General features: G+C 42.9%; 25 protein-coding genes. 2 read left to right on the plus strand and 23 right to left on the minus strand.

What is annotated here, in order from left to right; genetic code table 11:
• Window positions 1-184 (minus strand): hypothetical protein (locus DS742_RS21270; RefSeq protein WP_147325839.1); only part of this gene is annotated, 184 nt, incomplete at its 3' end.
• Window positions 185-452: 268 nt separating this feature from the next.
• On the opposite strand from DS742_RS21270, the gene DS742_RS21275 reads away from it, so the two are divergent.
• A complete protein-coding gene (locus tag DS742_RS21275; RefSeq protein WP_117418981.1) occupies window positions 453-1,367 on the plus strand; it encodes an AraC family transcriptional regulator in 915 nt (304 codons plus the stop codon).
• A 75-nt stretch (window positions 1,368-1,442) separates the two neighbouring features.
• Here DS742_RS21275 and hisIE read toward each other — a convergent pair whose 3' ends face one another.
• The 15 genes from hisIE to DS742_RS21350 form a co-directional block, all read right to left on the minus strand.
• Window positions 1,443-2,732 (minus strand): bifunctional phosphoribosyl-AMP cyclohydrolase/phosphoribosyl-ATP diphosphatase HisIE, encoded by a 1,290-nt coding sequence (gene hisIE / locus DS742_RS21280; RefSeq protein ID WP_117418982.1) that lies wholly within the window; start codon window positions 2,730-2,732, stop codon window positions 1,443-1,445.
• Window positions 2,719-3,471: a 1-(5-phosphoribosyl)-5-[(5-phosphoribosylamino)methylideneamino]imidazole-4-carboxamide isomerase gene (gene hisA / locus DS742_RS21285; protein ID WP_117418983.1), complete on the minus strand. Its 753-nt coding sequence runs from the start codon at window positions 3,469-3,471 to the stop codon at window positions 2,719-2,721. Before hisA ends, hisIE begins: the two co-directional genes overlap by 14 nt.
• 11 nt (window positions 3,472-3,482) lie before the next feature.
• Window positions 3,483-4,070: an imidazoleglycerol-phosphate dehydratase HisB gene (gene hisB / locus DS742_RS21290; RefSeq protein WP_117418984.1), complete on the minus strand. Its 588-nt coding sequence runs from the start codon at window positions 4,068-4,070 to the stop codon at window positions 3,483-3,485.
• Between the two features lie 11 nt (window positions 4,071-4,081).
• On the minus strand, window positions 4,082-5,389 hold the full coding sequence (gene hisD / locus DS742_RS21295; RefSeq protein WP_117418985.1) for a histidinol dehydrogenase: 1,308 nt from the start codon (window positions 5,387-5,389) through the stop codon (window positions 4,082-4,084).
• Window positions 5,386-6,036 carry an ATP phosphoribosyltransferase gene (hisG, locus tag DS742_RS21300; protein WP_117418986.1) on the minus strand — a complete coding sequence of 217 codons (651 nt, stop codon included), beginning with the start codon at window positions 6,034-6,036 and terminating at the stop codon, window positions 5,386-5,388. The genes hisD and hisG overlap by 4 nt, the downstream gene beginning before the upstream one ends.
• An 11-nt stretch (window positions 6,037-6,047) precedes the next feature.
• Complete coding sequence (gene hisZ, locus DS742_RS21305) at window positions 6,048-7,310, minus strand: ATP phosphoribosyltransferase regulatory subunit (RefSeq protein WP_117418987.1); 1,263 nt, start codon at window positions 7,308-7,310, stop codon at window positions 6,048-6,050.
• A 119-nt stretch (window positions 7,311-7,429) separates the two neighbouring features.
• On the minus strand, window positions 7,430-7,963 hold the full coding sequence (locus DS742_RS21310; RefSeq protein ID WP_117418988.1) for a Holliday junction resolvase RecU: 534 nt from the start codon (window positions 7,961-7,963) through the stop codon (window positions 7,430-7,432).
• Window position 7,964: 1 nt separating this feature from the next.
• Window positions 7,965-8,933: an RluA family pseudouridine synthase gene (locus DS742_RS21315; protein ID WP_117418989.1), complete on the minus strand. Its 969-nt coding sequence runs from the start codon at window positions 8,931-8,933 to the stop codon at window positions 7,965-7,967.
• Window positions 8,934-8,957: 24 nt separating this feature from the next.
• Window positions 8,958-9,527, minus strand: coding sequence for an O-linked GlcNAc transferase-like protein (locus DS742_RS21320; RefSeq protein ID WP_117418990.1), 570 nt, complete (start codon window positions 9,525-9,527; stop codon window positions 8,958-8,960).
• Between the two features lie 18 nt (window positions 9,528-9,545).
• On the minus strand, window positions 9,546-10,328 hold the full coding sequence (locus DS742_RS21325) for an SDR family NAD(P)-dependent oxidoreductase (RefSeq protein ID WP_117418991.1): 783 nt from the start codon (window positions 10,326-10,328) through the stop codon (window positions 9,546-9,548).
• A 32-nt stretch (window positions 10,329-10,360) separates the two neighbouring features.
• On the minus strand, window positions 10,361-12,298 hold the full coding sequence (locus tag DS742_RS21330; protein WP_117418992.1) for a YgiQ family radical SAM protein: 1,938 nt from the start codon (window positions 12,296-12,298) through the stop codon (window positions 10,361-10,363).
• Window positions 12,295-12,960, minus strand: a complete 666-nt coding sequence (locus DS742_RS21335) for an HAD family hydrolase (protein ID WP_117418993.1) — start codon at window positions 12,958-12,960, stop codon at window positions 12,295-12,297. Before DS742_RS21335 ends, DS742_RS21330 begins: the two co-directional genes overlap by 4 nt.
• Window positions 12,950-13,696, minus strand: coding sequence for a pseudouridine synthase (locus tag DS742_RS21340; protein ID WP_117418994.1), 747 nt, complete (start codon window positions 13,694-13,696; stop codon window positions 12,950-12,952). The genes DS742_RS21335 and DS742_RS21340 overlap by 11 nt, the downstream gene beginning before the upstream one ends.
• Window positions 13,696-15,051 (minus strand): RsmB/NOP family class I SAM-dependent RNA methyltransferase, encoded by a 1,356-nt coding sequence (locus DS742_RS21345; RefSeq protein WP_437126194.1) that lies wholly within the window; start codon window positions 15,049-15,051, stop codon window positions 13,696-13,698. The genes DS742_RS21340 and DS742_RS21345 overlap by 1 nt, the downstream gene beginning before the upstream one ends.
• 52 nt (window positions 15,052-15,103) lie before the next feature.
• A complete protein-coding gene (locus tag DS742_RS21350; protein WP_117418996.1) occupies window positions 15,104-15,913 on the minus strand; it encodes a M23 family metallopeptidase in 810 nt (269 codons plus the stop codon).
• A 52-nt stretch (window positions 15,914-15,965) separates the two neighbouring features.
• Between DS742_RS21350 and DS742_RS21355 the strand changes: the two genes are divergently transcribed.
• The gene (locus DS742_RS21355) at window positions 15,966-16,889 is read left to right on the plus strand and encodes a nucleoside recognition protein (RefSeq protein ID WP_117418997.1); all 924 of its coding nucleotides are present in this window, start codon (window positions 15,966-15,968) and stop codon (window positions 16,887-16,889) included.
• On the opposite strand, the gene DS742_RS21360 is transcribed toward DS742_RS21355, so the two are convergent.
• From DS742_RS21360 to recG, 7 genes are all read right to left on the minus strand, one after another.
• Window positions 16,849-17,427, minus strand: a complete 579-nt coding sequence (locus tag DS742_RS21360) for an HrpE/YscL family type III secretion apparatus protein (protein ID WP_117418998.1) — start codon at window positions 17,425-17,427, stop codon at window positions 16,849-16,851. The genes DS742_RS21355 and DS742_RS21360 overlap by 41 nt on opposite strands.
• A 19-nt stretch (window positions 17,428-17,446) precedes the next feature.
• Window positions 17,447-17,935 carry a pantetheine-phosphate adenylyltransferase gene (gene coaD, locus DS742_RS21365; protein ID WP_117418999.1) on the minus strand — a complete coding sequence of 163 codons (489 nt, stop codon included), beginning with the start codon at window positions 17,933-17,935 and terminating at the stop codon, window positions 17,447-17,449.
• An 18-nt stretch (window positions 17,936-17,953) separates the two neighbouring features.
• The gene (gene rsmD / locus DS742_RS21370) at window positions 17,954-18,517 is read right to left on the minus strand and encodes a 16S rRNA (guanine(966)-N(2))-methyltransferase RsmD (RefSeq protein WP_117419000.1); all 564 of its coding nucleotides are present in this window, start codon (window positions 18,515-18,517) and stop codon (window positions 17,954-17,956) included.
• Window positions 18,518-18,657: 140 nt separating this feature from the next.
• On the minus strand, window positions 18,658-18,861 hold the full coding sequence (locus DS742_RS21375; RefSeq protein WP_104436182.1) for an alpha/beta-type small acid-soluble spore protein: 204 nt from the start codon (window positions 18,859-18,861) through the stop codon (window positions 18,658-18,660).
• A 178-nt stretch (window positions 18,862-19,039) separates the two neighbouring features.
• Window positions 19,040-19,654: a uridine kinase gene (gene udk / locus DS742_RS21380; protein ID WP_117419001.1), complete on the minus strand. Its 615-nt coding sequence runs from the start codon at window positions 19,652-19,654 to the stop codon at window positions 19,040-19,042.
• A gap of 97 nt (window positions 19,655-19,751) precedes the next feature.
• Window positions 19,752-20,405, minus strand: a complete 654-nt coding sequence (locus tag DS742_RS21385) for a DUF975 family protein (protein WP_117419002.1) — start codon at window positions 20,403-20,405, stop codon at window positions 19,752-19,754.
• 36 nt (window positions 20,406-20,441) lie between these two features.
• Window positions 20,442-22,493, minus strand: a complete 2,052-nt coding sequence (recG, locus tag DS742_RS21390; RefSeq protein ID WP_117419003.1) for an ATP-dependent DNA helicase RecG — start codon at window positions 22,491-22,493, stop codon at window positions 20,442-20,444.
• Window positions 22,494-22,530 lie beyond the last annotated feature (37 nt).

A 22,530-nucleotide genomic window follows, 5' to 3' on the forward strand; every position in this document is an offset into this window, starting at 1 on the left:
AAACGTTATTCTTGCTTATTGTTTCTAAAAGAATTCCATTTTTCAAATCAGTCATTTTCGAATTAAGGTTAGAAATTAAAGAGTTGTATTTACTTTCCATATAGCCATTATCTTTAAATGCTCTATATGATTCAGATTTTTTTAAGGGTATTTTTTTTCCATTGCTCCAATAATTTAATTCCATAATAATTCTCCTTCTATTATTTTTTGAATTTGCAAATTCAATAGTAAGAAAGAAAAATTAATCATATTTGTAAACCTGAAACGTTTCTTTTAGGTCTATGAAGCAGCGGTTGGTTGCCCGAAAATTGCCTGCACATCGGTAGAATTCAGATTTATATTCATTGTAATCCTGTTCATATACGTTTATAATGATATACAAAATCTGTACACACATTGCACAGCAAACTACGCTTCAATCCCTTATGATAGGAATTACGGAGGAACAACACATGAACAGCAGTAAAACTTTTGATGATGTAATACAATACCTTGAAAAAAGCATAATTGACGGTTCTGAAATCGATTATAACGAGATATCCAAAATAGCCCTGAGTCCGGCAGCTTTGTTCCAGCGCATATTTATATTCGTATCAGGTATCAGTATTGCCGATTATGTAAGAAAGCGAAGATTAACATTAGCTGGATATGATTTGAAAAACAGCGATATTACTGTTTTGGATGCAGCTATAAAGTACGGATTTCACTCCCATTCTGCCTTTTCACGGGCATTTAAAGAGCACCATGGAATTACGCCATCCGAAGCGAAGTCTGAAACTGCGAAGCTCAATAATTATTTTCCGATTAATTACCTGGAAATGAGATTTATAGGAGGAAAACGAATCATGGCAGATATGAAAAAGATTATTTACAAAGAAACAAAAGAGCGTCTGATGGTAGGTTTGGGCCGTGAAACATCATTTTTTGAGGCGGGAAATGTGTGGAGAGAATTTTTTGAAGGGGATACCATTGGTAAACTGGGTTTTCTCTCTGATTCAACATGTTGTGAAGATATCGACCCTAATGCTGGTATAGGAATGATGTATGATTTTAAAGATATGAATAATTTTGAATTCATTATTGGAGATTTTCTAAAAACAGATACTGAGATACCGGAAGGTCTGACTGCGAAACATGTTCCAGCAGGATTAACTGCCCATATTCAGATTGAAGGAAGTAATGTTGCAGAAATACTTGATTCCGCATATTTATTAATCACGGAAGCAATTGAGAAAACTGGTAAACAAATTGATCACGATCATTTTTACTGGTGTGAAGTATACACTAATGAACGTTATTGTGAGCCTTTAAGCCGGGGCGAAAAGGTTATTATTGATTATATACTGCCAGTCATGGATAACAATTAAATATGGTGAAATAAAAACAGGTAAACGGTACCTTAACAGGTTAACCTATCAAGGTACCGTTTACCCTAGCGACATCTAACGATTTGCCAGTTCCCTGGTAATATCCTCCCAGGTAACACCTTTCTGCGCCATAAGAACCATCATATGGTAAAGAAAATCAGATATCTCATATTTCACTTCTTCGGAATCAGGGTTTTTCGCAGCAATAATAATCTCTGTCGCCTCTTCCCCCAGTTTCTTAAGAATCTTATCAATTCCCTTATCAAAAAGATAATTGGTATAGGATCCTTCCTTTGGATTTTCCCTTCGATCAAGAATTACTTCAAATACTTCCTCAAACACTTTAAGGGGATTGGAATCCTGATACTCCTTCTTTACCAGTTCCTGATAAAAACAGCTTCTGGCACCTGTGTGACAGGCAGCACCAATCTGATTTACCTTGGCAAGAAGGGTATCATTGTCGCAATCCAGAGACAGTGATTTTACATACTGATAATGACCGGAAGTTTCACCTTTTAACCAAAGGCTCTGACGACTTCTGCTGTAATAGGTCATCAGTCCGGTTTTTAATGTTTTATTAAATGATTCCTCATTCATATATGCAAGCATGAGAACTTCCCCAGTGCGGTAATCCTGGGTAATAACAGGTATCAGGCCATCTCCGTTTAATTTAAACTCAGAGAATTGTATTGCACTTTCAAAAGTCTCCACTGCAATTCCCTGCATTTTCAGTTCCTGCTTCAGCTCCATACAGCCGGTTTTTCCATCTGAAATGTCAATAATTCCCACAATGTTTTCTCTTTTTAAAGCATTTGACAGGAAAAACGGATCATCTCTAAGTCCTGTAACCAAAAATACTTCTTCCCGTTCAGTAACTGCATCCAGTCCTTCTTCTGTGAGCGAGGTATCTCCTAAGACCATAACAGAGGCTCCCAGCTGTGCATATTCTTCCGTATGAGACAGATAGGAAATATCCGGTAAATATGCATAAATTTTATCATCTCCAAACCGGTCGGAGGCTTCCTTCATCATATCCACATTTTCTTCTATACTCACATCGAGAAAGGCTGCTTTGGCACCGGCATACAGATATTTTTTTACATCTTCCAGACGTTTTACCCTTCCGCCTGCAAGAACAGGAATATCCGAAACTCTTCCAATCTCTTTCATCAGACCGATGGTGCGCTCATGATCTGCTTCCGTTTCTGAATTGTCATAGAGAAACAGCTCATCTGCGCCATTATCTCCGAAAAAACAGGCCAGAGAAAGAGGGCGCTCCCCGTAACAGTCTGATAAATCATCAAGTCTCCATGCTTTTCCTTCACGTATTCCGAAACCTGCAATTAATTTTTTACACTCCATCATACTTTCCTCCCTTGATGTCCTGCAGTTCAAAGGTCTTTACCGCTTCCGAAAGATCAATCCGCTTCTCATATAAGGCTTTTCCGATAATTGCACCCTGCACGCCTGCCTCATATAATTGTCTTAAATCTTCCATGGAAGACATACCGCCGGATGCAATCACATCAAGACCAGTTTCATCCGTCAGCTTCTTTGTATATGCCACGTTGGGGCCGGAAAGCATTCCATCCCTGGAGATATCCGTATACACAATATGGCGGATTCCGTATTCCTTCATTTGGGAGCAAAGTCCGGAGGCGGTAATTTCGCTTACTGTTTCCCAGCCTTCTACCGCTACCATTCCGTCTTTTGCATCCACGCCCAACACGATCCGGTGTGCTCCAAACTTATGAATCATATCCCTGATAAACTCCGGCTGCTTCACCGCTTTGGTCCCGATAATTACCCGGGCAACTCCCAAAGAAAGCATGGAGGCAATGCCCTCTTCACTGCGGATCCCACCGCCGATCTCAACAGGGATTGAAACCGTATCGACAATCCTTCGTATTACTTCCTCATTAACCGAATGACCGGCCAGTGCACCGTCCAAATCAACCAGATGAAGATAAGTTGCTCCCTGCGCCTGCCAGAGCGCCGCTATCTCTTCCGGTTTATCTGAATATACGGTAATCTCTTTAAATTCCCCTTGCTTTAAACGGACACATTGTCCGTTCTTTAAATCGATTGCTGGATAAAGCTGCATATGGATTCTCCTTATAATGTACCTTTTGTAGACAAAACTCCGGTAATCCGGGGATCCGGCAAAGTAGCATAGTCAAGTGCCTTGGCAAATGATTTAAATACCCCTTCAATTATATGATGATTGTTATCCCCTGAAAGCTTTCTGATGTGAAGATTCATTTCTGCAGAATAAGATACGGCGTAGAAAAATTCCTTCACCATCTCTGTTTCAAAATCGCCTACCCGCTCCGCTGTTAAGGGAACATCAAACCCGAGATAAGGCCGGCCGGATAAATCCACAGCACACAATATTAAAGTCTCATCCATGGGCAGTATCATATTTCCGTAACGCTTTATGGATTTTTTATCACCAAGTGCTTCCTTAATGGCAGTTCCCAGTACAATTCCCGTATCTTCAATGGTATGGTGGGTATCTACTTCCAAATCTCCTTTAACCGTCAGTTCCAGATCAAAAAATCCATGACGGGCAAAGCTGTTTAGCATGTGGTCAAAAAAACCGATGTTTGTATGAATGTTGGCAGTTCCGTTTCCATCAATATTGAACTTCATCTGAATATCGGTTTCCCTGGTTATTCGAGATATCACTGCACTTCGTCCCATAATTTTCCCCTTTATTCCTGGATTTGATCCTCTTCAAACCGTATTTTTACTGAATTGGCATGGGCTGTCAGCTGCTCTGCCTGAGCAAAGAAGTCAATCTCTTTGTAAACATCTGCCAGCGCCTCTTTGGAATAGTAAATAATACTTGATTTTTTGATAAAGTCATCTACGCTGAGGGCGGAAAAGAATCTCGCCGTGCCATTGGTAGGAAGAACATGATTGGGTCCTGCGAAATAATCTCCCAAAGGCTCAGAACTGTATTCACCGATGAAAATGGCACCTGCATTATGAATCCTTGTCATATCTTCAAATGGATTCTTCGTTACAATTTCAAGGTGCTCCGGAGCAATCTCATTGACGGCAGAAACAGCATCCTTCATATTATCCGCCACAAGAATGCAGCCGTAATTGTCCAGTGATTTATTTATGATCTCAGATCTGGAAAGTCTGGAAGCCTGCAGTCTCGCTTCTTTCGATACCTTTTCTGCCAGCTCCATACTGGTTGTTACAAGAATTGCAGAAGCCAGTTCATCATGCTCTGCCTGAGACAACAGATCCGCAGCCACGAATCTTGGATTTGCGCTTTCATCTGCAAGCACTAAAATCTCGCTGGGACCTGCAATACTGTCAATGCTTGCATGACCGTAGACTGCTTTTTTCGCCAGTGCGACAAATATATTGCCGGGACCCACGATTTTATTAACCCTTGGAATGGACTCAGTACCAAAAGCCAGAGCAGCAATCGCCTGTGCTCCCCCCACCTTATACACTTCTGTTGCCCCTGCAAGATGAGCAGCCGTCAGCGTAACCGGATTCACCTTTCCATCCTTTCCGGGAGGAGTTACCATAACGATCCGTCCCACTCCTGCCACCATGGCCGGTATAATGTTCATCAGAACAGAAGAAGGATAAGCTGCTTTTCCGCCGGGTACATACACACCTGCACTCTCCAGTGCGGTTATCTTCTGGCCGAGAATCGTTCCGTCCGGCTTGCTGTCAAACCAGCTGTACTGCCTCTGTTTTTCATGAAACTGACGGATATTATTCATGGATTTTTCCATGACTTCCAAAAGCTTAGGATCAACTGACTTTACAGCTTCTTCGATTTCCTCTTTCGTTACGCGGATATTGGTCTCGTTCACTTCTGCTTTGTCAAATTCTCTGGTATAGGCAAAAACTGCCTTGTCTCCCTCATCCTTTACCCGATCCACAATCTCCTGTACGGTTTTGGCATACGTATCGTATTGATTGGGATCTCTCTTTAACAGTCCGGAAAGAATATTCTGTTTGGATGTTTCATCTAATTTTACAATCTTCATTGGTTTTCCTCCTGCAGCAATAGTCTCAAATCCCGAATCAGCTTTGTGATCCTGTCATTTTCCCGCTTCATGCTCACCTGATTGACCACCATGCGGGCAGAAAGAGGGCAAATCTCTTCCAGTACCGTAAGCCCGTTCTCCTTTAAGGTTGTTCCCGTCTCCACAATGTCAACGATGACCTCAGACAGACCAACGATGGGAGCCAGCTCAATGGAACCGTTCAGCTTAATGATTTCCACAGTCTGATGTTTTTTATTGTAAAAATAATCCTTTGCAATGGCCGGATATTTCGTTGCTACACGGATCCGCTCATGGTGCTTTAAAAGTTCACCGGCTGACTGGGGTCCGCAGACGCACATACGGCAGTTTCCGATTCCCAGATTCATGACCTCATAAAGCTTTCTTCCCTCTTCTAAAATCGTATCCTTCCCAACGATACCGATGTCTGCGGCACCGTATTCCACATAGGTGGGAACATCACTGGCCTTCGCCAGGAAAAACCGGATTTTAAGCTCTTCATTGGTAAAGATCAGCTTTCGGGAGTCCTTATCTTTCATCTCTTCGCAGGTGATTCCGATCCGCTCGAACATTTCTAGTGACTGCTTGGCCAGACGCCCTTTTGCCAGGGCAAATGTCAGATATCTCATACGTACCCCCATTATTTTAAGTATTCTGAAAGCGGAACCACATCCATACGCTTTAGGTCAAGGTTTATTACGGTTACCGATATTCCTTCCTGATCCAGATACAATACATTCTTTAAGTCGCGCCGCATGGCATATTCTTTATAAGCCTCCAGGGACCGTTCCGGTTTCTTGCACTGCAGCTGAACCGGTACCTTTAACTTACGAAAATGGCCGGCCAGAGAAATGGCATTCTCCCTTGACTCCTGCTCATAAAGAATCATGGTGTTGGTCATGGAAACCTCTGTCTCAATCTTTTGCCTGCTTAAAGCCAGCAAAAGCTCATCCACAGAAATTCCAAATCCCACCGCCGGAGAATCCTTGCCAAACTGTTTTAAAAGGCTGTCATACCGGCCCCCGTTTACAATATAATCCCCTGTACCATAGGTATAGGCCTTAAAAATAATTCCGGTATAATACTGATACTGGCTCAGCATTCCAAGGTCATAAGATACATAATCGGATAGCCCGTAGTGTTCCAGAATCCGGTTCACCTCTTCCAGACGGCTGATGGCTCTTAACGCCCGCTTATTGGCAGTCAGTTCTCTGGCAGCCTGTATCTGTTCCAAAGACCCAAAAAGCTCGGGAAGCTTTAAAAATACCTGTTTTAGCTCCTGGGAAATGGGCTGGGCCATGACTAACTCTTCCACACCAAAGTAATTCTTGTTCTCAATCAGTTCCCGAAGAGTCTCTTCCATCTCCTCATCCATACCGGCCTCTTCCAAAAGCCCTTTAAAGAAATCCACCTCTCCCAGTTCCACCTGAAACTCGGTCAGCCCGGTGGATTTCAGCGCCCAAATCACCATGGCAAGGATTTCTCCGTCTGCATCCGGTGAATCATCACCAATTAACTCAACGCCTGTCTGGCTGGCTTCTTTCAGCCTTCCCTGATAGCTGGAATTGTTGATAAAGGTACGTTCCACATAGCAAAGCCGGATGGGCATATCCTCATCCAGAAAATACTTGGCTGCACATCTGGCGATTGCCGGCGTCTCATCCGGCCGAAGCACCAGAGTGTGATTATCCCGGTCAAAAAACTTGAACATCTCCTTTGCTTTTACGCTTCCTCTGGACTCATTGAAGATATCAAAAAATTCAAAAGTAGGTGTTTCTATATCCTGATAACCGCATAAGTGGAATTCTTTCAGCATTTTTTCCTGAATGACTGCTTTTCTCGTACACTCTATTCCATAAATATCCCGGACACCATCCGGCGTATGTAACAGTTTATTAGCCATAACAACCTCCAACCGTTCAAGAAAATATTTTTCATAGAAAACTATTTTTATTCACTTTCATGTAGTAAAGTGATAATTTAATAACGTGTAGTTTATTATAGGCGAGAAATATATTCTTGTCAATCTCTTCTGTCCAAATCTTTTTGAATCAATTCCAGATAGTGAATCAGGATATCTCTGCAGCTTGATATTTTCCAGGTTTTATCCAGCTCCTCATAGGTAAAACTTTTTCTTCCCCCTGCCTCCATTCTTTGAAAATAACGTTTAATCTGATCAAAGGGCAGATAATAAACTTCATTTTTCAAAGTATAGGAAACGATGATAAAAGCAATACCTCCCTGCCTTTCAAATTCTTCCATAAATGCAACCTGATGACTATGAATGTTCTGCAGCGGAAACGTATCAGACGCACATTCTTTTGCATCAAAACAAACAGGGATTCCCTGAACCGCGCCGATATAATCCACCGTACTTTTCTGATCAAAATAGGCCAGGGTAATATGCCTGCTATCCTTATCAATGGAGATAGGCGTAATGGGTGTGGGAATTTTCTGAATCAGGGCCAGTCCCTTTTCCCGATAACTGTCATTGCTCCGGTTAATCAGCTCTTCTAATGTCGAACCTCTTAATCCTCTTGTCTTCCAGGTACCCATCTTATTCCTGCCTCCAATCCTTACATATCCCAGCGTAAATCGGGGGAAGGGGTGCAGTAAACATCTTACCCGAGAGATAAGAAAGGGGTTCCGGCAACTGAGGCAATACCAGCTGATAGGAATGAAGCAGCTGTGACTGGACTTTGTAAAGCCTCTTCGCCTCTTCATTTACCTTTTTATCTCCATATTTGTAATCCCCTACGATTGGATGCCCTATGGAAGACAGATGTGCCCTGATCTGATGCGTGCGCCCTGTAATCAGTGTTATCCTTAACAGCGTATAATCACCGTAATAATCTAACGGCATATATTCCGTGGAGATTGGCACACTGTCTTTAAATTCACTGGTACGGACAGTGACCTGATTGTTCTTCTCGTCCTTTGCCAGAAACCCGGTAATCATCTGCATTTCAGCCACATGACCTTTCACCACACACTGGTAATACTTGTGAATGGACCTGTCCTTAAATACCTCCGACATTACCTGAAGACCGGCCAGGGATTTTCCCCCGACGACAAGACCGCTGGTATTACGGTCCAAACGGTTGCAGACAGAAGGGCGGAAACTTTTTAACTGCTCCGTGGACAACTCACCTTTTGAAAGCAGATAATCAATTAAATATTCCACAAGAGATTCGTCGGAATCCTTTGCTTTTTGAGACAGCATTCCTGCAGGCTTATTAATGAGAATGATGTTTTGATCTTCATATATGATATTTAAATGAACCTTACTTACCCTGGGAACCTTAACCTGGGAAAATTTTTCAATGGTCTCATCGGAAAGAAATAGTTTGATTTCATCTCCCTGGGAGAGCTTTTCAGAACCGTCGCATTTTTTCCCATTTAAAGTGATGTTCTTTTTCCGCATCATTTTATAAAGAAAGCTTTTCCCTGCAAGATTTAGATATTTGGACAGCAGCTTGTCAAGCCGCTGCCCTGCTTCGTTCGTCGATACAATCACAGACTGCATAATGGTTCCCTCTTATACTGAATTTTACATGGACAGACTCTTTAACAGGGTTACTGCCTGGTCAGATCTTCCGTTAGCTTCATTTTTTTCTTTTGGCTTCAGACTGCTTAAACGCTTAAAAAAGGAATTTTCGTCAAAAATTACCTTTACGTTATAATCCAGCTTATGCTGGCTCAGCATCTGTTTTATATATCGTTCTGCTTTGTCAGAATCCGCTTTGCCGGCTGTGCAGTAGGCATAGATTTCATCCGGCATAACCAGAATCACATCCATTGGCAGGAGCTGTTCCTTAGACGAAATGATAAGATCATACAAAAGGACTCCTTTTTCTTCATAAGCGGAGGCCTTTTTCTCAAGCATCGGAGATAAAGACCGGAACTTGAAGGAGGCAAGCAGAGGGGCGGCAATATTTGCTGCCGGAAGAACGGAAAGGATCGCCATTACAGTTAACGTGTTCTTTAAAGCAGCATTGCCGGCAAATTTCCTGAGTATCAACTGAATGATGATGAGAACTGCCCCGATCAATACCTTTAACAGTTCTTTCTTTTTATGGTAATCCCGGTAGCCTGACTGCCCTTTGCTGTATCGTTTCACTTTTGTAACCCTCTTTCTTTATCTTCTGTTGTCCACCACCCGCATAAACCCTTTCATGAAACGGAGTATTATGGAATGAGGAATTGTCTTGGTTAATAGCCGGAAAGCCTTCATCATTGTTCCGTAAACAGAAACCGGCCTCCCCATCATGCTGTCACGAAGTGCCATACGCACTACTTTTTTCGGATCAGCCATTACTATTTTTTTATAAAAGGGAATTTTACCGGTTGTTTCGGCGATATCAAAAAATTCCGTTTTGACAGGTCCGGGACATACGGCTGTCACAAGGATTCCTTTTGGTTTTAATTCCTCATTCAAGGCCCTGCTGTAACTTAAAACAAAGGCTTTCGTTGCAGCGTAGATGGCAAAACCAGGCTGGGGCAGAAAAGCTGCAGCAGACGCAAATTGTATAATTCTGCTGTTTTCTGACATATAAGGAAGCACCATATGGGTCACTGCACAAAGCGCTCTGCAGTTTAAATCCAGCATACCAAGTTCATCATTTAAATTGATGGAACTCACCGCCCCGATCTTTCCATAACCGGCAGCATTGATCAGCAATTTTACTTCTGGTTTCTCTTCAAATAAAACATCCTGCAGGCTCATCAATCTGCTGTCATCCGTTAAATCTATGGCAAACGTTCTTACCTTTACCGGAACGAGAGATGATAATTCCTCCATCCGCTCCTGTCTCCTGGCAATTGCCCAGATTTCGCCGATGCCGCCAAAGCGGTCGGCAATCTGCATGATAAACTCTCTTCCCAAACCGGAAGACGCTCCTGTTACGATAGCTACCTTCATCATGATCCCTTCTTTCAATCAGACATGTGTTATTATTTTTTGGTTGATTTTTTATGGACATTCCGGATGGTCTTTTTTTTGTGTTCCCGCTGGCCGGCCGGTGGTGCTTGCGTCTTTTTCCCGCTTCCATAATCTTTCCCTGTCTTTCCCCCGGAAAAACCAGGTTTAAAACCGGACTTGGGGCGGATGAGGCATTTTTTATCAAAACCGATCAAATCGGTTCTTCCCGCTTTCATAAGTGCTTCTTCTACCAGGTCATAATTTTTCGGATTCCGGTATTGAATCAATGCCCTCTGCATGGCTTTTTCATGAGGATTGGTAGGAACATAAACCGGTTCCATAGTCCTTGGATCATAGCCCGTGTAATACATGCAGGTGGAAATGGTGGACGGCGTAGGATAAAAATCCTGGACCTGTTCCGGCATATATCCCAGATCTCTTAAATACTCCGCAAGCTCAATGGCTTCCTTCAGTCCTGAGCCCGGGTGGGAGGACATTAAGTAAGGAACCAGATACTGTTTTAACCCCAGCCGTCCGTTCATTTCATTATATTCCTTTACGAACCTGCGGTAAACATCATTTTTTGGTTTTCCCATTCTGGTAAGAACATTGTCCGCCACATGCTCCGGTGCCACCTTTAACTGACCGCTGACATGATATTCACAAAGCTCTTTTAAGAATTTTTTGCCCGGATCTGCAAGCACGTAATCAAAACGGATTCCTGAACGGATAAACACTTTTTTCACTTTCGGTAAATTTCTTAACTTTCTCAAAAGCTCAATATAATCGGAATGATCTGCCCTTAAATTTTTACAGGGTTCCGGAAACAGACACTGCTTATTGGGACAGGCGCCTTTTCCGATCTGCTTTTCACAGGCCGGATAACGGAAATCCGCAGTCGGACCTCCTACATCATGGATATAGCCCTTAAAATCAGGCTCATTGGTCAGCCATTTTGCCTCCTCTATCAAGGATTCGTGGCTCCTGGCCTGTATAATCCTTCCCTGATGAAACGTAAGGGCACAGAAACTGCATGCACCGAAACAGCCGCGGTTGCTGATGAGACTGAACTTAATTTCCCGGATCGCCGGTACTCCGCCCAGTTCTTCATAGGACGGATGATAATTTCTCATGTAAGGCAGGGAATAAACCTGGTCCATCTCCTCAGTCGACAGGGGTTTTGCCGGTGGATTCTGGACCACGTATAAATTGTCCTTGTAGGGTTCAACAAGACGCTTTCCGATATAGGGATCTGTATTGCCATACTGGATATAGTAACTCTTTGCATATTCCAGCTTGTCTTTTTTCATGCTGTCATAAGACGGCAGAACGAGAGCATCATATACGGATTCCAGGCTGTCTGTCTTATAAACAGTGCCCTCTACAAAGGTAATATCCCGGATATCGATTCCGCTGTTTAAGGCATCTGCTATTTCCACAATGGATTTCTCTCCCATTCCATAGGAAATTAAATCTGCCTGGGAATCAATTAAAATGGAGTGTTTCAGACGGTCTGACCAGTAATCGTAATGAGCCAGACGTCTTAGGCTGGCTTCGATTCCCCCAATGATAACAGGAGCTTTTTTATAAACAGAACGAATAAGATTACAGTAAACCGTAGTTGCATAGTCCGGACGCTTTCCCATCACACCGCCCGGAGTATAGGAGTCCTGCTGCCGTTTCTTCTTGGAGACGGAATAATGATTCACCATGGAATCCATATTTCCGCCGGAAACCAAAAATCCAAGCCTTGGTTCACCCAGAACAGAAATACTTGATGGATCCTTCCAGTCGGGCTGTGCTATGATTCCTACCTTATATCCATGTGCCTCTAAAAGCCGGCTGATTATGGCGTGACCGAAAGAAGGGTGGTCTACATAGGCATCTCCTGTTACATAGACAAAGTCACATTGTTTCCACCCCCGGATATTCATATCCGCCCTGGTGATCGGTAGATAGTCGTGCATCATGATTTAGCTCCATTTCTTTCTAATAGCTGGTAATAGTCATAAATAAAATAATCGGCCAGTTCCCTTTTTTCAGCTTCCAATGCTCTGGAAAATTCGTCGTCAATGGCACAGACTGTCATTCCGGCTCTTTTCCCTGCCAGAATTCCTGCCGGAACATCCTCAAATACCAGACAATGTGACGGTAATACTTCCAGTTCCTTTGCTACCTTTAAATAAATATCCGGAGCTGGCTTTCCTGCCGCAACCTCGCAGGAAGTAGCCACTATCTTAAAATACTTCCCTATTTTTAAAGAATCAATCACAGCATCCACCATCTCTCTGCCGTTGCTGGTAGCAATTCCCATATATACGCCCTGTGACGCAAGATATGCCAGATATTCTCCGGCTCCCGGTTTTAAGGGTACTTCATTCCTGTATTTATCCAGAGACATATCCGTCCATATCCCCTTGATCACTTCCAGAGATTCCGTCAGTTTAAACCGCTCTTTAAAATAAAAGGCCGTTTCCGTAAAGCTCATTCCTTCAATCTCTCTTTCTAAATCTTCCGGGCAGGGAATTCCTCTGCTTCCTAAAAACTCTATATCAATGGATTTCCACATCCACATGGAATCCACCAGGGTTCCATCCAGATCAAAAATCACTGCTTTTTTCTCATTGAGCATCTTTCGTTTTTTCTTCCTTTCCATGACGCTTTAGCAAGTCAACCTCTTCTGCCGTAAGCGGGCGGTAATCACCCGGCTGTAAATTTTCATCCAGCTTTAAGCTTCCCATCGAGAGCCGCTTTAAGTATACCACACTGCACCCCAGCGCTTCAAACATTCGTTTTACCTGATGGAATTTTCCTTCCCGGATCGTGAGGAGAATAGAGGAAGGATTCCCGTATTCCAGGATTTCAAGACAGGCAGGCATGGTTAATATCCCGTTTTCCAGCACCACTCCCTCTTCCATGCGTTTCTTTGCATCTGCAGGGATCTCTCCTTCTATTTTTGCATAATACACCTTATCCACATGCTTTTTGGGAGACAGGAGCTGATGAGCCAGATCTCCGTCATTGGTAATAAGAAGAAGTCCCTCCGTATCTATATCCAGTCTTCCTACCGGGAACAAATCTCCCCGTTTTCGATCCGCAATCAAATCTATGACTGTCTGATACCGGTTATCTTCTGTAGCCGATACAACCCCCTGTGGCTTGCACAGCATATAATATTCAAATTCAGCATAAGAGATATTTCTCCCGTCAACAGCAATGGTATTCTGGTCCGGTATAATTTTACGTTCCGATTTTTTCTCGGGAATTCCATCAACTGTAATCCTGCCTTTTCTAGCCATCTCTTTGATCTGACTTCTGGTCCCTTCTCCCATTTCTGTTAAATATTTATCTAATCGGATCTCTTTCATCACTGCCACCGCCATCCCGGATAGTATTTATTTTTTAGTGTATCCCCGTTGCCTTTTGCAAATCCCAGGGGGAACCCGTCTACACAGATTAAGCACCAGCCCTTTTTGCTTCCTTCCGATTCTGTTAAAAAAACAGTCTCTCCCTTTAAATACCGGATTACTCTTTCGTCTTCCTTTTTAAAGGAGATGGTCTGCTTAAATTCTTCCATTTTTAAAGACTGGGCCAGTGCCTGAGAAGGTTCAAAGCGTTCTTTTTTCATCTCACCAAGGCAAAGACCTGTACGAAGATAACGAAGTTTCCCTCCATTTTCCGGAAAATATTCCGGAAGATAATAGACACAGTCATTCTTTATCTCAATACGGGAGCTGATGAGAGGTTTTGATATCATGGAAAGAAACTTAGAAAGTTCCTCAGGAAGTGCTTTTTCCTTTTTACTTCCCCATCTTGACATCTCTGCCGGAACCTGTCTGCTCTTTTTCTTTAAAAGTGCCATAAAATGGCCCTCTCCCTTAATTTTATGAGGAAACAGACGCAGGCAGCCTGACAGGCCGATCCCGTCTGAGGCTCCCTCAAAAAGCGGCAGTTTCACCAGTTCCATATCCTCATGATTTTCCAGAATCAGACGGATAATATCTTCATTTTCACAGACAGAGAAGGTACAGGTGGAATACATCATAAGACCGCCGGGAGCCAGCATATCAACCGCATGTCCGACAATTTCTTTCTGAATCGCTGCATAGTATTCCGGTCCATGCTCTTCATAGCTTTTCACCATATCTGCGTCTTTGCGGAACATTCCTTCTCCGGAGCAGGGCGCATCCACAAGAATCTTATTAAAAAAGCTGCCAAATGCCGATTTTAATTTCCGGGGTTCCTCGCTGGTGACACAGATATTTTCTATTCCCCACAGCTCCAGGTTTTTCAGCAAAGCCCGTGCCCTGGAATTGCTGATATCATTGGATACTAAAATTCCCTTACCCTTCAGTTTTGCACCAAGCTCTGTGCTTTTGCCTCCCGGCGCAGCACATAGATCCAGAACTTTATCCCCCGGCATAACCGGAAGCATATGAGCTGGTGTCATGGCGCTTGGCTCCTGAAGATAGTAAAGTCCGGCATAATAATACGGATCTTTCGCAGGACGTTCCTCTCCCTCATAATAAAATCCGTTGTTTACCCAGGCAACAGGATGAAGCTTTAATGATGTGATCTTAACAAACTCTTCAGGGGAAATCTTTAACGTATTGACACGCAATCCGTAAAGGCGTTCTTCATCAAAGCTTTTTACATAGGCCTCAAATTCTTCTTCTCCCAGCAAGTCCTTCATTCTGCTTAAAAATTCTTCCGAAATCTTGATTTCTTTCACTTTTTTACTCCCATTTTATCTCTATGTAAGCAATCTTAATATACTAATATGAATATTTCAACCGGTATTTCTCCAGATATTTTAATATCCAGTAGGGGTTTACACTCATCTCTTCGTTGTGGTCCGTCCGGATATAGATTCCAAGGTGAAGGTGTACGTCGAAATTCCCTGTGGTACCTTCCACCTTGCTGTATCCGGTATCTCCCATGAATCCCAGCAGCTCTCCCGCATTCACCTTATCCCCTTTTTTCCATTCTCTGCTGTAACCATAGAGATGGGCATAATATAAATATGCCCCACCCGGAGCCCGTATCCCCAGCCGCCAGCCGCCTTTTTCCAGCCAGCCCACCTTTTCCACCACTCCGTCACTGATACTGATAATGGGATAGGTTCCCCTGGGTTTCGTATTTCCCATCACGTCACAGCCTTCATGTCCCCGTTCTCCGCCATAAGAGCGGCTTTCCATCCAGCCATTTTGAAATTTTACATCAGGAAAGCCGGGATTGGAATTTTCAGGAACCGGAAAATATTTTAAGTCACCCAGTATGGTTTCATAGGCCTTCTTTAATTTCCGGTATTCTGCAGGCTTCACCTTTAAAATTCTGCCGGTATGAACAGTTGAATCCTTCACCTTTGTTAAATCATACTGGTGCTCCACCATCAGGGAAGTGAGGGTATCATAGTCGATCTCCTTTAAGTCTGCCACTATCTTCCCCAGCTCCATACTTCTAAAATCATCACTCTCCCATGTGTAGGCATTCAGCTGATAGAACGTCGGATTATTATAAAGATAATCAATCATGGTCACATGAAATACGGAAAGGATCAGGATTAAAAAAACAATCACCATCATATCAATCTTGCCTTCTCAATATAATTGTATAAAACAATCTATTCAGGTGCGTATGAAAAAATCCTTTTTCCGCCTTCTTTCTGTAGCCGCGCTTTTTCTGCTGCTCCTTTTTCATGATACCGCATTTGAAGGAGCCAGAAGCGGACTGATTCTCTGGGGCAGCGTGGTAGTCCCCACACTTCTCCCGTTTATGATCTGTTCCAATGTAATTGTTGCCCTAAATGCCATTCATATACTGATTCTTCCGGTCAGGCAGCTTCTGCACCGTTTCTTTTGCCTGTCAGATGCCGGGTGTTATGCCTTAATCTCCGGTTTGCTCTGCGGTTATCCCATGGGTGCCAAAACCTGCAGCGAATTTATGGATGAAAACCGGATCACACAAAAAGAAGGAAAATACTTATTAGCTGTCTGCAATCACCCCAGTCCGATGTTTCTTTTAGGATATGCAGCCTCTGGTCTGCCAAAGACGGTACCGGTCTGGATTCTTCTGCTTTGCATCTATGTCCCGGTGATACCGGTAGCCCTTGCAGCCCGATTCTTCTATCAGGTGGAACGTCCGTTTGGCTCTATGCCGGTTTCAAACGAATCGGTAAAATCCTTTGATGAGAGTCTCATGGATTCCTGTGAGGTTATGGTGAAAATCGGCGGATATATTATGCTTTTTTCTATCCTGGCATTTTATATAACGAAACTTTCTTTCCTCCGTGTGGAATATAAAGCGGTCATTCTTGGATTTGTGGAAATCACCACAGGAATCCAGGCTGTTTCCCATGTGTTTTCCGGTACTTTGGGAGGATTATGGATCAGCGCTGTTACCGCCTTCGGTGGGGTATCCGGTGTCTTTCAGACAAAGAGTGTCATAAAAAATGCCGGATTATCCATCCGGCACTATGTAGCATGGAAAGCAATACATACTCTCCTGACAATCCTACTGTTTATTCTCCTGACCCGTTTTGTGGTCCTTCTGCCGTCATAACAGCCCCTGTCAGTTCCTGACGGTTTGAAGAAACAATATCATAGCTTGACTGCATGGAAGTCATAAAAGCGTCAAAACGCCCCTGTGCGCCCTCCATAGAGTGACTGATTATGGTCTGCAGACTCTTTAACATATCATCTGTATACTGAACAGAGCTTTGACGGATGCCGTTCGCATCGGCAACTGCCTGTTCAACGATCTGCTGTGCCTGAACCTGAGCCTGTTCAATAATCTCATTGGCCTGGGCGTACGCTTTCTGCATAATCTCGTGTTCATTCACCAGTTCATTGGTCTGGGCATTGGCCTGGGCCAGAATGGAATCGGCCTGCTGACGTGCTTCGCCCATGATGGCATCCCTGTTGCTGATAATCTTCTGGTACTGCTTGATCTCATCCGGAATCCGAAGGCGCAGTTCCACCAGCAGCTCTTCCAGTTCATCTCTGTTAACCACAATCTTGCTGTTAGAAAGGGGCTGGTACTTACAACTGTCAATATATTCTTCGATTTCACCGATTAACTGTTCAATTCTGCTCATCATAATACGGACACTCCTTGCTTTATTTCGTTCTGTCTTCTATTTTCTTCCTCACACGTTCTGCAATATTCTCAGGCACAAACGCGCTTATCTCACCGCCATAAGAGGCAATCTCCTTCACAATGCTGGAACTTAAATAAGAATACTTTAAATTCGTTGTCAGAAACACAGTATCCACCTCTGGCGCAATTACCCGGTTTGTCTGTGCAATCTGTAATTCGTATTCAAAATCCGTTACAGCGCGAAGCCCGCGGATTACCGCATCCGCCTGATTGGCTCGTACAAAATCTATCATCAGCCCACCGAATGATTTCACTTCTACATTATCAAAATCACTGGTCAGGCTCTTTAACATATTAACACGTTCTTCTACAGAAAACAACGGAGTTTTTGAATTATTATTTAAAACTCCGATAATTAAATGGTCACACATTCTTGCCGAGCGCTCAATGATATCAAGATGACCAAACGTCACCGGATCAAAGCTTCCCGGATATACTGCTTTTCTCATATTGTATCTTCCTTTTGTTTATTCTTTTCCTGTTCTTTCAACAAACACATGCTTATTTGTTTTGTAAGTTTTCTCTTTCACAATTTCATAGCCCATAGACTTTAGATAATCAAAATCCGTATCCAGGGAAGCTTCGATAATGATGGTGGTTTCTTCCCCGATCAGGGATGAATCTCTAAAATATTCCAGGACTCTTTTTTCCCATTCCATGCGGTAAGGGGGATCCATAAATACAACATCAAATTCATAATCTTTCCCTTCCAGCCGCTTCAGTGCAGTCAGGACATCGCAGTTCATCACTACCGCATCAGGTTCCAGCCGGGTGGTCTTTAAATTCTCCCGGATGCATTCTGCAGCTTTTGGATTTTGCTCCACCATAACTGCCAGCTTAGCGCCTCTGCTTAAGGCCTCTATTCCGATCGCACCGCTTCCGGAGAATAAATCCAGAAAACAGCAGTCCATAATACTGTCATGAATCATATTAAAAAGTGTTTCTTTTATTCTGTCTGTAGTCGGTCTCGTATCCAGACCGTCTATTGTCTTTAATATAAGCCTTCTGGCTTTTCCGGCAATTACTCTCATATACAGCTTCCTCACATTATTTTTCCAGATTATTATAGTATGAATACGTAAATTATACAACCAAAAAAAGAAAGGAGCTGCAGCTCCTTCGTAATCGAATTGATGATTACCGGCTGCAGCTCCTTTTGAATTGTTACAGATTATTTTCCTGCAATCTGTCTTTCATAGGCTTCGATCATTTTCTTAACCATATATCCGCCTACGGAACCATTCTGTGCGGAAGTTAAGTTACCGTTATAACCATTGGTTAACGGTACTCCTAATTCGTTCGCTACTTCCATTTTGAAACGATCCATTGCTTCTTTTGCCTCTGGTACATTTGTAGTGTTAGATTTTCCTGACATAATTAAATGCCTCCTTTTCATCTATTCACCATGTCAAAACTTTTTTTCATGGTGTGTTTTGTGCTACATTCCTATTATGGCTTTAATAGGGTGAAATACACTAGAAGGTTTTTCGTAAAATGTTATTTTCAGGAAAAATATGAACCACTTCAAATTAGTTATAATGCAGCAATGAAAATCAGTCACTGCTGAGTATCTTTTCGATATTTGTTTTGACCAGCTGGAAAGCAACCTCATTCATACCGCTGTTTATAATTACGTCGGCCATAGGCTTTGTCGGTTCAACATAAAGATAATGCATAGGTTTTACCGTGGTTAAATACTGCTCCACAACGCCTTCAATATCCCTTCCCCGCTCCTTCACGTCGCGGATTACCCGGCGTAAAATTCTCTCATCGGCATCAGCCTCAACAAAGATCTTAATATCAAACATATTTCTTAAACGTTCATCTGCAAATACTAAAATTCCTTCAACTAAAATAACCTTTTTGGGCGCTACTTTAACGAACTTGTCAGAACGGTTGTGTCTGGAATAATCATAAACCGGACAATCCACCGTTTCCCCGCTTCGCAGTGCAGCCAGCTGTTCCAGTAAAAGTTCTGTCTCAAATGCTTCCGGATGATCGTAATTCATCTTTTTTCTTTCTTCAAAAGGAACCCCATCCTGTCGTTTATAATAATTATCATGGTAAAGAACTGCTATATTATCACAAAACGCTTCTTTCAGCCGGTTGGTAAATGTTGACTTTCCTGAACCGGTACCTCCGGCAATTCCTATTATAACACAATTCATCTTCCGCAATCCTCCACTTATCTGGTCCTGTTCACACAAAACTTATTCTATCAGAAAGACCGGATGAATTCAATGGTTTTCCTGCCTGTATCTGCTTTTATCCTTTTATCTCATTATAGTAATTTGCCAGAGTCACAGTCACATAGGGATACACATAAATATAAGCCAGACAGCAGGTGATCATTGCAAGTAAATGCCAAAGGATAAAGGAGAGACTTAAAACAAAAAATTCCCATAAACGTCCGTCCATCATATCTTTACTCTCTTCTATACACTGGAAAATACCTTTATCCGGATTTTCTACCATAATAAAAATTGCCTGGGAATACCGTAATGCAGCAATTATACCAGGAATAATAAGCAGAATGGACCAGAGAGTGATAAATAAGCCCATCATAAAGGAAAGCCCCAATGCCTTAAGCAAATAGGGGGTACTGGAAAATAAATCTCCATAAGACATGGATTCATCACGTTTTGCCACTTTTAAACAGTAAGACAGATAACCAAAATCCAGCAGTGTGCTTAAAATAAAATATATTAAAAAGAAAATAATACTAAATATAATATATGGCCGCCACTGGTCAAGACCTGCCTGACTGTTTTCAAGTATCTTCTGCCATTTATCCAGAAAAAGCTGGATTACCGATAAAACCGTAAGAATCACTCCCATAATGACAGTAACCAGGTACGGGTTTATGAGTGCCTGCTTCATGGCACTCTTAGCATCTGCTTTTAAAGCTTCTCTATTCATACCGTTACCTCCTTTTCGATACTTTTATTTAAATTATTAAAGATTCAGTCTGTCGTAACTTTTCTCCAGATATTCACTGAGCTTTCTGGCAAGTTCTGCATTCTCATCTTTTTCCAGATCAGGATCATCCGAAAAAATATGCTTTACTTCCTCTGACACTGTTTTTAACAGATTGGCATCAGTAAAAATATCCCCCAGCTTAAATTCCATCTCACCGCTTTGCCGTATTCCGAATATATCGCCGGGTCCTCTTAATTTTAAATCTTCCGAAGCAATGAAAAAGCCGTCATTGGACCGGTTTAGTATATCCAGCCGTTCCTTCGTCCCATCCTGATCCGAGCCATTCACTAAAATGCAGTAAGACTGATATTTGCCTCGCCCTACCCTGCCTCTCAACTGATGAAGCTGGGCCAGCCCGAAGCGTTCCGCATTCTCAATCATCATTACCGTAGCATTTGGCACATTAACTCCGACTTCGACTACGGTAGTAGAAACAAGAACTGAGATTTCGCCGGCTGCAAACCGTTCCATAATATTGTTTTTTTCTTTTGCTTTCATTTTGCCATGAAGATATTCGATACTGATTCCTGGAAGAGCTTTTTTTAACGCAGCAGTGTAGTCCACCACATTCTCCGCTTCTATCATCTCACTTGCTTCAACCATGGGGCAGATCACATAAGCCTGTCGTCCGGCGGCAACTTCCTTTTTTATAAAATCATAAGCCTTTTTCCGGTACCCGGTATCCACCACACAGTTCTTTATAGGAAGTCGATTGGCAGGAAGTTCATCAATTACGGAAATGTCCAGATCACCGTAAACAATGATGGCAAGAGTTCTTGGTATGGGGGTCGCGCTCATAACCATTACATGGGGTTCCTCTCCCTTTTTCCCAAGCAGTTCTCTCTGCCCCACACCGAACCGGTGCTGCTCATCTGTGATAACCAGAGCTAGATTATCATAGATAACCTTATCCTGAATGAGAGCGTGGGTTCCTATTATGATATCGGCTTCATGGGCCGCTATTTTTTCATAAGCAATTCTTTTTTCCTTCGCAGTCATGGAACCGGTAACGAGAATTGGCACCTTATTAATCTGGTATTTTAAGAAAAGCTCTGTCATGGATTCATAATGCTGCCTGGCAAGAACCTCCGTGGGTACCATCAAAGCACCCTGACAGCCGTTATAAGCCGTCTGCAGCAATGCCAGTATGGCTATGATGGTTTTTCCCGATCCAACATCTCCCTGCACCAGACGGTTCATAACCAGACCGCCCGTTATGTCTGCATAGACCTCATCAAGAACCTTCTGCTGGGCACCTGTCAGGGAATAAGGCAGTCTGGCCTGAAATGCTTTTACCTCCTCTGACAACCGGATTGTATAAGGACTGGTTCTGTTCTCTCTTCCGTCTTTCAAGCGCCTGACAGCCATTAAAAATAGAAAAAACTCGTCAAAAACCAGTCTTTTTCTGGCAAATAAAAGTTCTTTCCTGTCTGTGGGAAAATGAATATGTTCAATTGCAAAATTGTATTCTGCCAGTTCATGCTTCATTCGCAGCTTCGCAGGCAGATAATCCCTGCTCATAAGGCGGACACTGAGCGCCTGCTTCTGTGCCCTGACAATGGTTTTATTGCTCAGGCCCTTCGTCTGGCCGTAAACAGGCTGCATGGAATGAATGATCTCCTCATAAGCCTCCGCTGTATACACTTCCGGCTGCTCCATGATTAGCCGGCCGCTTTTCTTAATGACTTTTCCCCGAAAAACAGCCCGCATCCCTGCCTTTAAGGTAGAATGAAGATAGGGCATGTTATACCAGATCAGCTGGAGGGTGCCGGATCCATCTCTTAAAACAGCTGTGACAACCTGTACGCGGCTGTAACGTTTCACATCTGGTGTCCTTTCAAGCATTCCGCACACTGTCATGACTGTATCCGGTCTGATTTCAGCTATAGGTGAGGGTTCCTCATACGTATCATATGCCCGTGGATAATATTCCAGAAGATCTTCTATGGTATTCACTCCGATCTTTTGAAACAGTTTTCCGGTTTTTTCTCCAATTCCTTTCAGTGTTTCAATGGGTTTCTGATTCATTCTTTCCTGCGCCTCCTTTCATTTTGAATCTCAGAAT

The organism is Lacrimispora amygdalina (assembly GCF_003432035.1).
Taxonomy (GTDB): domain Bacteria; phylum Bacillota; class Clostridia; order Lachnospirales; family Lachnospiraceae; genus Lacrimispora; species Lacrimispora amygdalina.

Coding starts and splice junctions, on each gene's coding strand:
- rsmD (WP_117419000.1), bottom strand. CDS start 18,517: ATGAGAGTAATTGCCGGAAAAGCCAGAAGGCTTATATTAAAGACAATA.
- DS742_RS21360 (WP_117418998.1), bottom strand. CDS start 17,427: ATGATGAGCAGAATTGAACAGTTAATCGGTGAAATCGAAGAATATATT.
- hisZ (WP_117418987.1), bottom strand. CDS start 7,310: ATGGCTAATAAACTGTTACATACGCCGGATGGTGTCCGGGATATTTAT.
- hisIE (WP_117418982.1), bottom strand. CDS start 2,732: ATGATGGAGTGTAAAAAATTAATTGCAGGTTTCGGAATACGTGAAGGA.
- DS742_RS21340 (WP_117418994.1), bottom strand. CDS start 13,696: ATGAAAGAGATCCGATTAGATAAATATTTAACAGAAATGGGAGAAGGG.
- udk (WP_117419001.1), bottom strand. CDS start 19,654: ATGAATTGTGTTATAATAGGAATTGCCGGAGGTACCGGTTCAGGAAAG.
- DS742_RS21350 (WP_117418996.1), bottom strand. CDS start 15,913: ATGATGGTGATTGTTTTTTTAATCCTGATCCTTTCCGTATTTCATGTG.
- DS742_RS21275 (WP_117418981.1), top strand. CDS start 453: ATGAACAGCAGTAAAACTTTTGATGATGTAATACAATACCTTGAAAAA.
- DS742_RS21310 (WP_117418988.1), bottom strand. CDS start 7,963: ATGGGTACCTGGAAGACAAGAGGATTAAGAGGTTCGACATTAGAAGAG.
- DS742_RS21355 (WP_117418997.1), top strand. CDS start 15,966: ATGAAAAAATCCTTTTTCCGCCTTCTTTCTGTAGCCGCGCTTTTTCTG.
- DS742_RS21385 (WP_117419002.1), bottom strand. CDS start 20,405: ATGAATAGAGAAGCTTTAAAAGCAGATGCTAAGAGTGCCATGAAGCAG.
- DS742_RS21330 (WP_117418992.1), bottom strand. CDS start 12,298: ATGATGCACGACTATCTACCGATCACCAGGGCGGATATGAATATCCGG.
- hisB (WP_117418984.1), bottom strand. CDS start 4,070: ATGGGACGAAGTGCAGTGATATCTCGAATAACCAGGGAAACCGATATT.
- hisA (WP_117418983.1), bottom strand. CDS start 3,471: ATGCAGCTTTATCCAGCAATCGATTTAAAGAACGGACAATGTGTCCGT.
- DS742_RS21325 (WP_117418991.1), bottom strand. CDS start 10,328: ATGAAGGTAGCTATCGTAACAGGAGCGTCTTCCGGTTTGGGAAGAGAG.
- DS742_RS21375 (WP_104436182.1), bottom strand. CDS start 18,861: ATGTCAGGAAAATCTAACACTACAAATGTACCAGAGGCAAAAGAAGCA.
- recG (WP_117419003.1), bottom strand. CDS start 22,493: ATGAATCAGAAACCCATTGAAACACTGAAAGGAATTGGAGAAAAAACC.
- hisG (WP_117418986.1), bottom strand. CDS start 6,036: ATGAGATATCTGACATTTGCCCTGGCAAAAGGGCGTCTGGCCAAGCAG.
- DS742_RS21315 (WP_117418989.1), bottom strand. CDS start 8,933: ATGCAGTCTGTGATTGTATCGACGAACGAAGCAGGGCAGCGGCTTGAC.
- DS742_RS21335 (WP_117418993.1), bottom strand. CDS start 12,960: ATGCTCAATGAGAAAAAAGCAGTGATTTTTGATCTGGATGGAACCCTG.
- coaD (WP_117418999.1), bottom strand. CDS start 17,935: ATGAGAAAAGCAGTATATCCGGGAAGCTTTGATCCGGTGACGTTTGGT.
- hisD (WP_117418985.1), bottom strand. CDS start 5,389: ATGAAGATTGTAAAATTAGATGAAACATCCAAACAGAATATTCTTTCC.